Raw genomic sequence first — 13736 nt, forward strand, 5'->3', positions numbered from 1 at the left:
CCTCCGCGCGCGCCAGCTCGGCCGCGCTCGGTTCGCCCGCGCCCGTCGGCTCGTCTTCCATCGCGGTCCCCGTCGGGCTGCCTCCGGTCGCCGCGGAGATCCTGGCGGAATTCGGCCCCTCCACGGGCCACTCTCTTACAAGATCCGCGGATGGGTCCGGCGCCGCGTCGGGGGCCGGCTGGGGGTCGGCGGTCGGGGTGGGCTCGGGCTTCGGTGGGGTGGGTCGCTCCCACGGGGGGACCCAGGCGGCGGCCTGGTCGGCCAGCGAATCGCGGCGCTCCTCGTCGCTCATCGGGTCACTCCTGAATCGGTGCGGGGTCGTCCGCCGAGGCGGGTGGGGCGTCGGCCACCGGCACGTCGGCCGCCGGGGCGGGCGGGGCGGCCGGCTCCGGGGAGCCGGCGTACTCGTCGATGGTCAGTTCGGTCTCGCCCTCGGCGGGGCCGGTCCACCGCACGGTCAACTCCTCCAGCGCCTGCTCCTGGACGAAGGCGACCAGCCCCTGCCGGTAGAGCTCCAGCAGGGCCAGGAAGCGGGCCACCACCTCCAGGGTGATCTCGCAGTCGGCGCAGAGCAACGAGAAGGTGGCGGTGCCGGCGCGGCGCAGCCGCCCGGTGAGGATCTCGGCGTGCTCCCGGACGCTGACCCGGACCATGTGCACGTGGGCGATCGACACCTCGGGCACCGGCTTCGGGGTCATCGCCTTCAGGGCGAGCTTGAGCAGCCGCTCCGCGCCGATCCCGAGCACCAGGTCGGGCAGGGCCTCGGCGTACCGGGGTTCCAGGGTGACCGCGCGGGGGTAGCGGCGACCGCCGACCGACTCCAGCTCGGCCAGGTGCGCCGCCGCCTCCTTGTACGCCTTGTACTGCAGCAGCCGGGCGAAGAGCAGGTCCCGCGCCTCCAGCAGGGCCAGGTCCTCCTCGTCCTCCACCTCGGCGGCGGGCAGCAGCCGGGCCGCCTTGAGGTCGAGCAGGGTGGCCGCGATCAGCAGGAACTCGCTGGTCTCGTCCAGGTCCCACTGGTCGCCCATCGCCCGGATGTACGCGATGAACTCGTCGGTGACCTTGTGCAGGGCCACCTCGGTGACGTCGAGCTTGTGCTTGCTGATCAGCTGGAGCAGCAGGTCGAACGGGCCGGTGAAGTTGTGCAGCCGTACGGTGAACCCGCTGGCCTCCTCGACGGTCGCCGCGGCGGCGGGGACCACGCCGTCGGCCTCGGCCGCCAGCTCGGCGGTCACGGCTTCGCCGGTGCCGGGCCGGGCAGGCGGGTCGAGGGGCGGTGCGGTCACCGGAAAACCGTAGTCCACGGTCCGGACACCCGGTGTTCGCCCCTACCGGTCGGCCTGGGCGGCGATCACCTCGCGGGCCAGTTGCCGGTAGTTGCGCGCGCCGGAGGAGGCCGGGTCGAGGGTGGTGATCGGGGCGCCGGCCACGGTCGACTCCGGGAACTTCACCGTCTTGGTGATCACGGTCTGGTAGACCTTGTCGCCGAACGCCTCCACCACCCGCTGCAGCACCTGCCGGCAGTGGGTGGTGCGGGAGTCGTACATGGTGGCGAGGATGCCCTCGAGCTCGAGGTCGAAGTTGAGCCGTTCGCGCACCTTGTCGATGGTGTCCAGCAGCAGCGCGACACCGCGCAGGCTGAAGAACTCGCACTCCAGCGGGATGAGCACGCCGTGCGCCACGGTGAGCGCGTTGATCGCCAGCAGGCCCAGCGAGGGCTGGCAGTCGATCAGGATGAAGTCGTACTCCTTGCGGATGGTCTTGAGCACCCGGGCCAGGGCCATCTCCCGGGCGACCTCGTTGACCAGCTGGATCTCGGCGGCGGAGAGGTCGATGTTGGCCGGCAGCAGGTGCAGCCCGGCGACATCGGTCTTGATCAGGACGTCCTCGGCGGTGATGTCGTCCTGCATGAGCAGGTTGTAGACCGACAGGTCGAGGTTGTGCGGGTTGACCCCGAGACCGACCGAGAGGGCGCCCTGCGGGTCGAAGTCGACCAGCAGTACCTTGCGGCCGTACTCGGCGAGCGCGGCGCCGAGGTTGATGGTCGTCGTGGTCTTGCCGACGCCGCCCTTCTGGTTGGCCATCGCGATGATCCGCGCCGGGCCGTGCCGGTCGGTCGGCATCGGCTCCGGGATCGGCTTGCGCATGGTGTAGGCGGCCGGGTCGGCCGGGCCGAGGTCCCCGCCCAGCGACGCCTGCTGCTCACGGAGCTCCGACGTCCAGGTCTCGGCACGGTCCTCGTTGCCTGCCATGTCCTCGTTGCCCCCTCCCGACGACCACCCGGCGTCGGAGCCGTCCGACGTCCCTCGTGGCGCCGTTGCGCACCCTGCGGTTCGTCGCCCCTTGAGGTCCGCGCCGATGCCGACTGTACGCCACCCGCCAGCAGCGCGTTCGGTACCGGGTCGGCGTGTCGGCCCACCGGGGCGGGCACCGCGTCCGAAGAGGTCAGCCGCGGGCCCGCGGGTGCGCGGTCGCGTAGACCTCACGCAGCCGTTCCACGGTGACCAACGTGTACACCTGGGTGGTGGTGACCGAGGCGTGGCCGAGCAGTTCCTGCACCACCCGGACGTCGGCGCCGCCGTCGAGCAGGTGCGTGGCGTACGAGTGGCGCAGGGTGTGCGGGGAGACCGCGTCGCCGCCGGTCACCGGCAGGCCGGCCCGCTCGGCCGCGCCGCGCAGCACCGCCCAGGCGCCCTGCCGGGTCAGCGGGCCGCCCCGGGCGTTGACGAAGACCGCCGCAGTGCCCCGGCCGGCCGCCGTCAGCGCCGGGCGCCCCCGCACCAGCCAGGCGCGCAGCGCCTCGACGGCGTACCCGCCCACCGGGACCAGGCGGGTCTTCCCGCCCTTGCCGCGCAGCAGCACCGCGCCCTCGTCGAGGTCCAGGTCGTCCACCGCCGCGCCCACCGCCTCGGAGATGCGCGCCCCGGTCCCGTACAGGAACTCCAGCAGCGCCCGGTCGCGCAGCGCGCGGGGCGCCGCGTCACCGGTGGCGGTGACCGGGCCGGCGGTCTCCAGCAGGCGGAGCACGTCCTCGACGGGGAGCGCCCGGGGCAGCCGGCGCGCCGGTGTGGGCGGGCGGACGTCCCGGGCCGGGTCGCCGCCGGCCATCCCCTCGCGCAGCGCGAAGCGGTGCAGGCCGCGGACGGCGCTGGCGGCGCGGGCGGCGGAGGAGACCGCGAGCGGCGGGTGGTCGGCGTCGCCGGCGCGCAGCCGGGCCAGGTGCCCCTCGACCTCGGCGGGCCCGACGGTGGCCAGGTCGGTCACCCCGGCGGCGGCCAGGGTGGCGAGGTAGCGGTCCAGGTCCCGGCGGTACGAGGCGAGGGTGTTCGTGGAGAGTCCACGTTCGACGGTGAGGTGATCCAGGTATCCCCGCACGGCACGGCGCAGGGCCGGCGCGGGCTCCCCGCCCGCGCCGGCCCCTTCCGTGGTGGTGGTCAGGTCGCCACCCCTCAGCCGAGCACCTCGGCCAGCGGCAGCACGTCCATGCCGTGCGCCTCGGCGACGGGGCCGTAGACGACCCGGCCGGCGTGGGTGTTCAGGCCCAGGGCGAGGGCCGGGTCGTTGCGCAGCGCCTGCCGCCAGCCCTGGTTGGCCAGCTCCAGGGCGTACGGGAGGGTGACGTTGGTCAGCGCGTGGGTGCTGGTGTTCGGCACCGCGCCCGGCATGTTCGCGACGCAGTAGAAGATCGACTCGTGCACCTTGTAGACCGGGTCGGCGTGCGTGGTGGGGCGCGAGTCCTCGAAGCAGCCACCCTGGTCGATGGCGATGTCGACGAGCACGCTGCCCGGCTTCATCCGGGAGACCAGCTCGTTGGAGATGAGCTTCGGGGCCTTCGCGCCGGGGACCAGCACCGCGCCGATGACCAGGTCGGCGTCGAGCACGGCCCGCTCGATCTCGTACGCGTTCGAGGCCACGGTCTGCAGGTGGCCCCGGTAGATGGCGTCGGCCTGACGCAGCCGGGCCACGTTCTTGTCCAGCAGCAGCACCTCGGACTGCAGGCCGAGGGCGATCGCGGCGGCGTTCATGCCGGACACGCCGGCGCCGATGACCACGGTCTTGGCCGCGTACACCCCGGACACGCCGCCGGGCAGCACGCCCCGGCCGCCGCCGGTGCGCATCATGTAGAAGGCGCCCACCTGCGGGGCGAGCCGGCCGGCCACCTCGGACATCGGGGCGAGCAGCGGCAGGGAGCGGTCGGGCAGCTCGACGGTCTCGTACGCGATGCCGGTGACCTTGCGGTCCACCAGCGCGTCGGTGCACTCCCTGGAGGCGGCCAGGTGCAGGTAGGTGAAGAGCACCTGCCCCTCGCGCATCCGGTGGTACTCCTCGGCGATCGGCTCCTTGACCTTGAGCACCAGCTCGGCGGCGTCCCAGACCTCGTCGGCGGTGGCCAGGATCTTCGCGCCGGCGGCGGCGAACTCGTCATCGGTGATGCTGGAGCCGACACCCGCGCCGGACTCGACGAAGACCTCGTGGCCGTGGCGGGTGAACTCGTTGACGCCCGCGGGCGTGATCGCCACGCGGTACTCGTGGTTCTTGACCTCGCGTGGGATTCCGACCTTCACGATGCAGACACCTTCCTTCGGGGCTGCTCACCCCCGACTGCTCGGCGCCGCGGCGGCCCCATTGCCGACGCGGTCCACCGGTCCCGCCGGCGGCAGTCTAGGCGCGTGGAAAGTGCCCGGAGGCCAGCACAGTGACATCCGGTGCCCGGTCGTCCTGACGATGTGTCAGGCATGGACCGGGCTGGGCGGTGGAGACCGCCTCGGCCGTCAGGACAATGTTCGGTAAATATCGTCCCACCGTCGGGGCGGCGGTGCGGACAGGACAGCAGTGGATCACTAAGGTGTCGGCTCATGACCACTCCTCCTTACCAGCAGTACCCCCAGGGCGTCTCCGACAAGAGCAAGGTCGTCGCGGGCATCCTGCAGATCCTTCTTGGCGGTTTCGGTGTCGGCCGGTTCTACATGGGCGACACCAAGACCGGCGTGATCCAGCTCGTGGTGACCTTCGTGACCTGCGGCTTCGGTGCGATCTGGGGCCTCATCGACGGCATCCTGATCCTGGTCAACGGCGGCGTCGACGGCCAGGGGCGTCCGCTGCGCGACTGAAGGTCGGAACACGAAGGGGCCGCGCGGTGCTGAGCACCGTGCGGCCCCTTCGTCGTGCCGGATCCCGCTCAGCGGGGCAGCGGCGCCTTCGGACGGCGCAGCTCGGCGAAGCCGGTCTCCCGGGCCCGGGCGGCGGCGAGCAGCCCGGCCACGCAGGAGGCGTTGGTGATTTCCCCGGCGAGCACCATCCGGACCGCCTCGTCGAGGTCGACCCGGACCACCTGGAGGTCGGCCTCCTCCTCGGTGCGGTCGTGCCGCTGGTCGGCGGGCACGTCGGCGAGGTCGCGGGCCAGGAAGACCCGGACCACCTCGTTGGTGAAGCCCGGCGAGCTGTGCAGGTCGACCAGGACGTCGACGGCGCCCGCGGTGAGGTCGGCCTCCTCGGCCAGTTCCCGCCGCGCGGCGGCGGCGAGGTCCTCGCCGCGCACGTCCATCAGCCCGGCGGGCAGCTCCCACAGGTGCCGGCCGACCGGGTGCCGGTACTGCCGGATCAGCACCACCTGGCCCGCGTCGTCGAGCGCCACCACGGCGACCGCGCCGACGTGCGTGACCCAGTCGCGGGAGGCGGTGCCGCCGCCGGGCATGGTGACGTCGTCGCTGACCACCGAGAAGATCCGGCCGGACCAGATCTCCCGGTGGTCGGTCACCTCGTACCGGTGCTCGACGCCGCTCACGCCGCCACCCCGCCGCTGAGCCGCATGCTCCGCCCGCTCATGACGCGGACGCCGCCTTCGCCGCGGCGGCGGTGCCGTTGCGGCTCGCCTTCTTCGCCCCCGCGGTGTCCGCCAGGTCGACCGGCAGCTGGTCGGCCTCGGAGTACGCGACGGCGGCCTCGACGAACGCGGCGAACAGCGGGTGCGGCCGGGTCGGCCGGCTCTTCAGCTCCGGGTGCGCCTGGGTGGCCACGAAGAACGGGTGCAGGCTGCGGTCCAGCTCGATGAACTCGACCAGGCGGCCGTCCGGCGAGGTGCCGGAGATGTGCAGGCCGGCCTTGGTGAGCTGGTCGCGGTAGGCGTTGTTCACCTCGTACCGGTGCCGGTGCCGCTCGCTGACCTCGGTGCTGCCGTACGCCTCGGCGACCAGCGAGCCCTCGGTCAGCTTCGCCGGGTACGCCCCGAGCCGCATGGTGCCGCCCAGGTCGCCCCGGCCGGCGACGATGTCCTCCTGGTCGGCCATGGTGGCGATGACCGGGTGCTTGGCCTCCTCGTCGAACTCGAGGGAGTTCGCCCCGTCGAGGCCGGCGAGGTGGCGGGCCACCTCGATGGTCATGCACTGCAGGCCGAGGCAGAGGCCGAGCAGCGGGATGCCGTTCTCCCGGGCGTACCGGGCGGTGCCGATCTTGCCCTCGATGCCCCGCACGCCGAAGCCGCCGGGGATGACGATGCCGTCCACGCCGGCCAGGGCGGCTGCCGCGCCGGCCGGGGTGACGCAGTCGTCGCTGGGCACCCAGCGCAGCTGCACCCGGGCCCGGTGGCCGAAGCCGGCGGCCCGGATCGCCTCGCTCACCGACAGGTAGGCGTCGGGCAGGTCGACGTACTTGCCGACCAGCGCCACGGTCACCGTGTGGCGCGGCTGGTGCACCCGGTCCAGCAGGTCGTCCCAGCTGGTCCAGTCCACGTCCCGGAAGGAGAGGCCGAGCCGGCGCACCACGTACGCGTCGAGGCCCTCCCGGTGCAGCACCTTCGGGATGTCGTAGATGCTCGGCGCGTCCGGGGCGGCGGTGACCGCCTCCCGGTCCACGTCGCAGTAGAGGGAGAGCTTCTCCTTCACCTTGTCCGGGATGTCCCGGTCGCAGCGCAGCACCAGGGCGTCCGGCTGGATACCGATGCTGCGCAGCTGCGCCACCGAGTGCTGGGTCGGCTTGGTCTTCAGCTCGCCCGACGGCGCCAGGTAGGGGACCAGCGAGACGTGCAGGTAGAAGCAGTTGTCCCGGCCCAGGTCGTGCCGGACCTGGCGGATCGCCTCGAGGAACGGCAGCGACTCGATGTCGCCGACCGTGCCGCCGACCTCGGTGATCACCACGTCGGGGACCTGACCCTCGGGGTCCGGCTCGGCCATGCCGAGGATCCGCGACTTGATCTCGTTGGTGATGTGCGGGATGACCTGGACGGTGTCGCCCAGGTACTCGCCGCGCCGCTCCTTGGCGATCACGTCCGAGTAGATCTGCCCGGTGGTGACGTTCGCCTTGCCGGACAGGGCCCGGTCGAGGAAGCGCTCGTAGTGGCCGACGTCGAGGTCGGTCTCGGCCCCGTCCTCGGTGACGAAGACCTCACCGTGCTGGAACGGGTTCATCGTCCCGGGATCGACGTTGAGGTACGGGTCGAGCTTCTGCATCACCACGCGCAGCCCGCGCGCGGTCAGCAGATTGCCAAGGCTGGAGGCGGTGAGGCCCTTACCCAGCGAGGAGGCGACGCCCCCGGTGACGAAAATGTGCCTGGTCGTCCGTGCTGAAGGGGCCAAGGCCTGCTCCCGTGTCGTCCGTAGCGGTCGTGCGAACCGCCGTGCCGATCAGCCAAGTGATCACGCGATCCACGGGATTCCACGGTAACACCTCATCCGGCCCGGACCTGCGTCGCACCCGCCGTCGTCGCACGTGAATCCGGTTCCGGCTCAGCCGGCGGGCACCCGCGTCGATGCCGGGCGGGCCTGGGCCGGCACCCGCGCCGGGCGGGCGGCGTCGGCCGGCCCGCGCGACGGCTCCGAATTCTCCTGGGCCCCGGCCGGGCCGGTCGGCCCCGCGGCCGGACCGGCGTCGGCGTTCGGCCGGGCGGGTCCGTCCGGCTCGGCCGGGCGGCCGGTACGGCCGCCGTCCGGGTCGTCCCCGGTGGGGCCGCCGGTCGGCTCCTCCTCCCCCGGCCGCCCGCCGCCGGGCTGGGTGCGGTCGGTGGAGTGGTCGAGCACCCGCAGGGCGGCCAGGGCCGCCATCGGCACCACCAGGGCGCCAGCCGACCCCGCCACGTCCAGGGCCGAGCCGCCGAGCACGCCGCCGAGGCCGGCCGCCACGCCGGTGCCCGCCATCGCGGCCCGGATCGCCGGGTAGATGCCGAACAGCCGCAGCAGCCCGCCCCAGGGCTGGTAGAGCGCGAGCCAGACCAGCGCGGCCCCGGCCAGGGCCAGCACGGTCAGCGGGCTGTCCACCAGCGTCTGCACGTTGGCGCTGCTGGCCCGGTGGACGGTGAGCCCGCCCGTGCCGTCGCTCAGGGCGGCGAGGAACCGCCCGACGCTGCCCCGCTCGGCCTCCGGCCGGTGCAGGTCCACCACGGCGAAGCCGATGGTCACCGCCAGGCCGGCCATGGTGGCCCAGGCCAGCCGGCTGATGGTCAACCAGCCCCCGGAGCAGATCGCGGCCGCGACGCTCACCCCGGCGGTGAGCGCGATCGCGCCGATCGAGTCCGACCCCAGGTAGGGGCTGCCGACGATCACCACGGCGGCCCCGCCGACGGTCACCATGACCAGGGGCCGCCAGGGCCGGCGGACCCGCTGGGCGAGCCAGCCGCCGCAGAGCAGCGACCCGGCGATGAACACGCCCAGCCCCACGGTGCCGAGGCCGGCGTACCGGCCGCCCTCCAGCGACGAGTAGCCGACCACGCCGTTGAGCTGCAGCCGGGAGCCGGTGACCACGTCCACGCCGACGACCAGGGTGGCCAGGCCGGCGACCGCGCCGAGCGGGCCGAGGGTGCCGCCGTACCCGGGGCTGAACCGGACCGCGGCCGTGCCGCCGACGATCAGCAGCACGGTGACCACGCCGAACCACCAGCCGGCGTGCGATCCACGCCACCAGGGCGCCGCGTCGGCGAGCAGGGCCGCCGGCACCGCCAGCGCGGCGGCGATCAGCAGCAGCTCGACCACCGCCACCACCCGCCGGGACACCGGTTCGGGGCCGTGCGGGCCGGCGTGCCGGCGGGCCCGGCGCAGCAGCGGCAGCACCGCGACGGCGAGGGCCACCTGGGCGACGGCGAGGAGCGTGAAGAACCAGCTGGCCACCTGGCGCTGCGCGGCGGCCTCCCGGTCGGCGTCGGCCGGCTGGTCGATCGCGGTCCGCAGGTCGGCCGGGCGGCCGCCGACGGAGACCGCGGGACGGCCGAGGAAGAGCCGCTCCGGCATCGGCCGGCCGAGCGCCGCGAGGGCCGTGGGTGCCAGGTCGACCAGTTGCAGGTAGCCCTCCCGCGCGGTGCTCGGTGAGGTCAGCCAGCCACGCTCCCAGCCGGGGCCGTCGGCGATCGCCACGTGCAGCCGGGAGGGCGCGTCGGTGTCGGAGACGCCGGCGACCATCACCAGCGAACGGGGTGGCCGGGCGGCGAGTACCCGGGCGAGTTGGGCGTCGGCCTGCCGGACCTGGGCGGCCCGGACCGCCGGGTCCACGCCGTCGACCGTGCCCAGGTCGACGATGCTGAGCACGCACGAGCCGAGCAGCTTGGCCGGGTCGGCGGGGAGGACCGGCGCGTACCGGTCGACCCGGCCGAACGGTCGGGCGGCGGCCACCGCCCCGCCCGGCCCGACCGCCACCGAGCAGCGGACGGACTCCGACAGTGCGCCGGGCGTCGCGCCCCAGGAGAGCTTGTCCTGGTTGTACGCCACGACGCTCTCCTGGTCGGGCAGGTTCGCGCCGATGCCGTCGGGCTGCTCGATGGTCACCCCGGTGGCCGGGCAGTCGCCCACCCGGGGATTGCCCTGCCAGGCGGCGAAGCTGCCCGCACCGAGGGTGAGCCAGCCGTCCACCGGGCAGGTGGGTCGGTGCGCGGAGCGTACCGAGAGGGAGCCGATGGAGCCCTGCTCGGCCATCCGCCACAGGGTGGGGGTGGTCTGCGGGTCGACGTCCTCCCAGCGCAGCCCGGCCACCCCGGCCAGCACCACGAAGTCGGCGCTGCGCCGCGGGCCGCCGTTGTCCGGGCGGGCCGCCAGCGCGGTGATGCCGAGCGCCACCACGACCAGGGTCAGCAGGGCCGGGGTGAGTCTGCGCAGCATCACCGGGTCCTCATCGACGGCTCGGGGGCCAGCTCGGCGTAGAGGTCGGCCAGCGCGGTCACGGTGTCCGCCTCGGTCGGCCAGGTCGCGGCCCGGGCGGCGCCCCGGCGGCCCAGGTCGGCCCGGCGGGCCTCGTCGTCCAGCAGGTCACGGACGGCCGCGTCGACCGCGTCGACGTCGCCCGCCGGCACCAGCACCGCGGCGTCGCCGACCAACTCCGGCAGCCCGCCCACGGCGGTCGCCACCAAAGGTACGCCGGCGCTCAGCGCCTCCTGGGCGAACAGCTGCCGGGCCTCCCAGTCGCTGGTCACCAGCGCCAGGTCGGCCCCGGCGAGCAGGTCGGCCACGTCGGTGCGGTGCCCGAGCAGGGTCACCGGGGCCCGGGCCGCGGAGATCCGCGCGGCGAGTTGCAGGTACGCGGGCCCGCTGCCGGCGATCACCACGGCCGGGGCCGGGTTCCGGGTACGCCAGCGAGCGGCGGCGTCGATCAGGACGTCGTACCGCTTCTGCGGGTGCAGCCGGCCCACCGAGACGATCAGCGGCCGGTCGGGGGCGAGCCCGAACTCGGCGCGGACGGCGGCCCGGCGGCGGCGCGGCGCGGGCAGCGCCGGCGCGGCGACCGGGGCGAGGCGGGCGTCGGTCGCGCCCAGCGCGGCGGCCCGCTCCACCAGGTCGTCGGAGGCGCCCAGGGCGACCCGGACGTTGCGGGCGACGATCCGCTCGGCGAGCCGGGACAGCCGCCCCCGCAGGCCCCCGGCCAGGACCGCGTTGTGCCAGGTCACCACGAGCGGCGCGGCCGGCCGGGCGAGGACGGCGACGAGGCCCGCCCGCAGCCCGTGGGCGTGCACCACGTCCACCGGGTTGTCGGCCAGGGCCCGCCGCAGCGCGGTGACCGCCCGGGCGTCGGCCGGCGTGGGGCTGGCCGGGATCTCCACCGGCACGAACCGGGCCCCGACCCCGGTGAAGTCGAACTGGTCCTGGGTGGCGGCCGGGCCGCAGACCAGCACGGACGCGCCGGCGGCGGTCAGCCCCCGGGTGACCGAGCGGATGTGCTGCCCCACGCCGCCGGTGCTGGAAGCGAGCACCAGGGCCACCGAGCCGGGCCAGCGCGCCGCCGGCGTGGCGTCCGTCATGAGGAAATGCTCTCCCTTCCGTCGCCCCGCGCCGCGGGACGCCGGTCCGTCGGCGTGTCGTCGGACCCGCCCGGTGGGCGGCGCCGCCGGAGCCGGCGGGCCACGGCGGCGAGCAGCGGCCGGACGTCCCGCTCGTCGGTCAGCCAGGCTACGGCGAGGAACAGGGCACCGACCACGGCCCCGGACAGCATGCCGTGCACGAGCGCCTCCGATGTCGTCGGGGTCCCGCCGGAGAGGCCGGCGAGCCACCGGGAGGTGGCCGCGCCGCCGAGCCCCGCGACGCCGGCGGCGAGCAGCCCGGCGGCGCCGGTGCGCCCGACGCCGGCCAGCGCGGCCCGGCCGGCGGCGCGCAGCACGGCGGCGATCAGCAGGCCGCCGAGCACCAGCATGCCGACGGAGGTGGCGAGGGTCACCGCGAGCACCCGGTCGGCGAGCGGCAGGAGGTGGCCGAGCACGACCGCCAGGACCGGCACGGTCAGCCAGCCCACGGCGGTGGCGACGGTCGCCGCCCGGGTCTCGCCGCGGGCGTAGAGGGCCCGGGTGAGCACGGCGAAGAGGCCGTAGCCGAGCAGCCCGGGGGCGAAACCGGCGATGCCGGCCGCCGCCGTCCGGGCCGCCTCGGCGTCGAAGAAGAAGTGCCCGACCGGGATCGCCGTGCCGACCAGCGCGGCGGTGCCGAGCAGGCTGAACAGCACCACCCCGCGGACCGCCGGGGCGAGCGTCTCCCGGTAGGTCCGCTCGTCGCCCGCCGCGCGCGCCGCCGCCAGGGTCGGGTAGGCGGTCACGGCTAGCGGCACGGCCAGCACCGACCAGGGCAGGAAGTAGATCGTCTGGGCGATGTTGTAGACACCCAGGTTGGCCCTGGCCCCGTAGGAGACCTGGTTGAGCGCCACGATCAGGGCGACCTGCTGGGCGGCGACGGTCACCAGGCCGGCGACGGCCAGCCCGCCGACCCGGGCCCGGGCCTCGGCGGGGAACCGGAAGCCCGGCCGCAGCGGCAGCCGGAGCCGACGGAGCGGGACGAGCAGGCAGAGGGAGAGCACCACCACGCCGAGCGTGGTGCCGCCGGAGAGCAGCAGCTCACCGGCGGGGCTGACCTGCCGCACGGTGGCCAGCCGCCCCTCGGCGGCGGTGAAGCCGAGGTAGACCGTGATGACGGTGACGCTGGACAGCAGCGGGGCGAGTACCGGCCAGGCGAACCGCCGGTGCGCCTGGAGCACCCCGGTGAGCACGATGCCGACCCCGTACAGCGGCAACTGGGGGGCGAACACCCTCAGCATGCGCGCGCCGACCTGCTGCTGCACCTCGCTCAGGCCGGAGCCCTGCAACGCGATCAGCGGGTCGGCGAAGAGCGCGACCAGCACCGCGAGCGGCACCAGCAGGGCGAGCACCCAGGTGAGCAGGGCGCCGGTGGTGGCCGCCACCGCCCGCCGGTCGCCCCGGTCGACCGCGGCCGCCAGCAGCGGTACGACGAGGCTGGCCAGCGCGCCGCCGGCGACGATCTCGAAGATGAAGTTCGGGACGTTGTTCGCGATCAGGTACGCGCCGCCCAGGTCGGTGGGGGCGAGCGTCCAGGTGAACACGACGCTGCGGCCGAAGCCGGCGAGCCGGCTGACCACGGTGAGGACGGCGATGAGGGCGGCTGCTCCGGCCACGCGGCCGGCGCCGGTGAGGGGTGCCGGTTTCGTCACGTCAGTCGGCGAGCCGGCCCAGCTCGTCGAGTTCCCGCAGCCCCGGGGTCCGCTGGATCACCTGGGTGAAGCTGACCTTCTCGCTGGCGGCGGTCAGCGCGGCGAGCACGGCGAGGACGCCGGCCCGGCCGATCGGGCCGGTCCGGGCGGCCAGGCTGACCCCGAGCAGCGCGCCGAGGGCGTTGGCGCCGCTGTCGCCGAGCATCACCCGCTCGTCGAGGTCCTCGCGGACCAGCCCGGCGGCGGCCCCGACCGCGCCGGCGGCGATCCCGCCGTACGGGCCGCCGCTCAACGGCGCGCCGAGCAGCATGCCGGACTTGAGCGCCCGGCCGGGGCGCAGGTCGAGCAGGTTGAGCAGGTTGGCGGTGCCGGCCACCACGCCGGCGCCGAGCAGCACGTCGAGGCCGCGGCCGAGGACGCCGGCGCGCTGCCGGCGCGGGTGGGCGGCGACCCGCTTGTCGGCGGCGAGCAGCGCGGCCGCGCCGAGACCCGCCGCGCCCACCCCGGCGATCTTGACGAGGCCGGCGGTGACCCGCCCCTCGCGCAGTGCGGCGAGGTGCCCGGCGAAGCCCTTGGCGGCCTTCTGCTCGGGGCGGGCCCCGACGATGTCGTCGTACAGCCCGACCGAGCCGGCACCGACCCCGGCGAGCAGCGCGGCGGCCCCGGCCGGGGCGCTGCCCGCGCCGAGGGCGCCGGCGGTGGCGGCTCCGACGGCGAGGGCCGGGCCGGCGGCCAGGGTCACCGTGCGGCCCCGGAAGTTGGTCCGCTCCAGGGCCGGGGCGCCCGGAGAGGTGCGCACCTCCCGCAGCATGTAGCGGGCGGCGACGGCCCCCGCG

Annotated in this window: 11 protein-coding genes and 1 pseudogene; 1 reads left to right on the top strand and 11 read right to left on the bottom strand. The window is 75.1% G+C overall.

The genetic code is table 11. The annotated features are described in order from the left end of the window. From ACL02O_RS26045 to ald, 5 genes and pseudogenes are all read right to left on the bottom strand, one after another. Window positions 1-292 (bottom strand): annotated as a pseudogene (locus ACL02O_RS26045) (SMC-Scp complex subunit ScpB); the annotation flags it as partial. A gap of 4 nt (window positions 293-296) precedes the next feature. Further along, window positions 297-1286, bottom strand: a complete 990-nt coding sequence (locus ACL02O_RS26050) for a segregation and condensation protein A (protein WP_412820795.1) — start codon at window positions 1284-1286, stop codon at window positions 297-299. 42 nt (window positions 1287-1328) lie between these two features. After that, the gene (locus ACL02O_RS26055) at window positions 1329-2252 is read right to left on the bottom strand and encodes a ParA family protein (protein ID WP_412820796.1); all 924 of its coding nucleotides are present in this window, start codon (window positions 2250-2252) and stop codon (window positions 1329-1331) included. A 193-nt stretch (window positions 2253-2445) separates the two neighbouring features. Next, complete coding sequence (locus ACL02O_RS26060) at window positions 2446-3438, bottom strand: site-specific tyrosine recombinase XerD (protein WP_412820816.1); 993 nt, start codon at window positions 3436-3438, stop codon at window positions 2446-2448. A gap of 11 nt (window positions 3439-3449) precedes the next feature. Continuing rightward, a complete protein-coding gene (ald, locus tag ACL02O_RS26065; RefSeq protein WP_412820797.1) occupies window positions 3450-4565 on the bottom strand; it encodes an alanine dehydrogenase in 1116 nt (371 codons plus the stop codon). Between the two features lie 171 nt (window positions 4566-4736). On the opposite strand from ald, the gene ACL02O_RS26070 reads away from it, so the two are divergent. Next, window positions 4737-5111: a TM2 domain-containing protein gene (locus tag ACL02O_RS26070; protein WP_412820798.1), complete on the top strand. Its 375-nt coding sequence runs from the start codon at window positions 4737-4739 to the stop codon at window positions 5109-5111. Window positions 5112-5179: 68 nt separating this feature from the next. Here the strand turns inward: ACL02O_RS26070 and ACL02O_RS26075 are convergent, their stop codons facing one another. From ACL02O_RS26075 to ACL02O_RS26100, 6 genes are all read right to left on the bottom strand, one after another. After that, entirely contained in the window at window positions 5180-5785 is a 606-nt protein-coding gene (locus ACL02O_RS26075; RefSeq protein ID WP_412820799.1) for an NUDIX domain-containing protein, read from the bottom strand. Window positions 5786-5822: 37 nt separating this feature from the next. Continuing rightward, window positions 5823-7571, bottom strand: a complete 1749-nt coding sequence (locus ACL02O_RS26080) for a CTP synthase (RefSeq protein WP_412820800.1) — start codon at window positions 7569-7571, stop codon at window positions 5823-5825. A 150-nt stretch (window positions 7572-7721) separates the two neighbouring features. Next, a complete protein-coding gene (locus ACL02O_RS26085) occupies window positions 7722-10076 on the bottom strand; it encodes a hypothetical protein (RefSeq protein WP_412820801.1) in 2355 nt (784 codons plus the stop codon). After that, the gene (locus tag ACL02O_RS26090) at window positions 10076-11209 is read right to left on the bottom strand and encodes a glycosyltransferase family 4 protein (RefSeq protein WP_412820802.1); all 1134 of its coding nucleotides are present in this window, start codon (window positions 11207-11209) and stop codon (window positions 10076-10078) included. The genes ACL02O_RS26085 and ACL02O_RS26090 overlap by 1 nt, the downstream gene beginning before the upstream one ends. Continuing rightward, entirely contained in the window at window positions 11206-12900 is a 1695-nt protein-coding gene (gene murJ, locus ACL02O_RS26095; RefSeq protein ID WP_412820803.1) for a murein biosynthesis integral membrane protein MurJ, read from the bottom strand. Before murJ ends, ACL02O_RS26090 begins: the two co-directional genes overlap by 4 nt. A gap of 1 nt (window position 12901) precedes the next feature. Then, a complete protein-coding gene (locus tag ACL02O_RS26100; RefSeq protein WP_412820817.1) occupies window positions 12902-13711 on the bottom strand; it encodes a hypothetical protein in 810 nt (269 codons plus the stop codon). Window positions 13712-13736: the final 25 nt, after the last annotated feature.

The organism is Micromonospora mangrovicola (assembly GCF_047200535.1).
GTDB lineage: Bacteria > Actinomycetota > Actinomycetes > Mycobacteriales > Micromonosporaceae > Micromonospora.

Excerpts from the sequence above, each read along its gene's own strand:
- ACL02O_RS26055 (WP_412820796.1), bottom strand. The coding sequence starts at position 2,252 with ATGGCAGGCAACGAGGACCGTGCCGAGACCTGGACGTCGGAGCTCCGT.
- ACL02O_RS26070 (WP_412820798.1), top strand. The coding sequence starts at position 4,737 with ATGGACCGGGCTGGGCGGTGGAGACCGCCTCGGCCGTCAGGACAATGT.
- ACL02O_RS26085 (WP_412820801.1), bottom strand. The coding sequence starts at position 10,076 with ATGCTGCGCAGACTCACCCCGGCCCTGCTGACCCTGGTCGTGGTGGCG.
- ACL02O_RS26090 (WP_412820802.1), bottom strand. The coding sequence starts at position 11,209 with ATGACGGACGCCACGCCGGCGGCGCGCTGGCCCGGCTCGGTGGCCCTG.
- ACL02O_RS26100 (WP_412820817.1), bottom strand. The coding sequence starts at position 13,711 with ATGCTGCGGGAGGTGCGCACCTCTCCGGGCGCCCCGGCCCTGGAGCGG.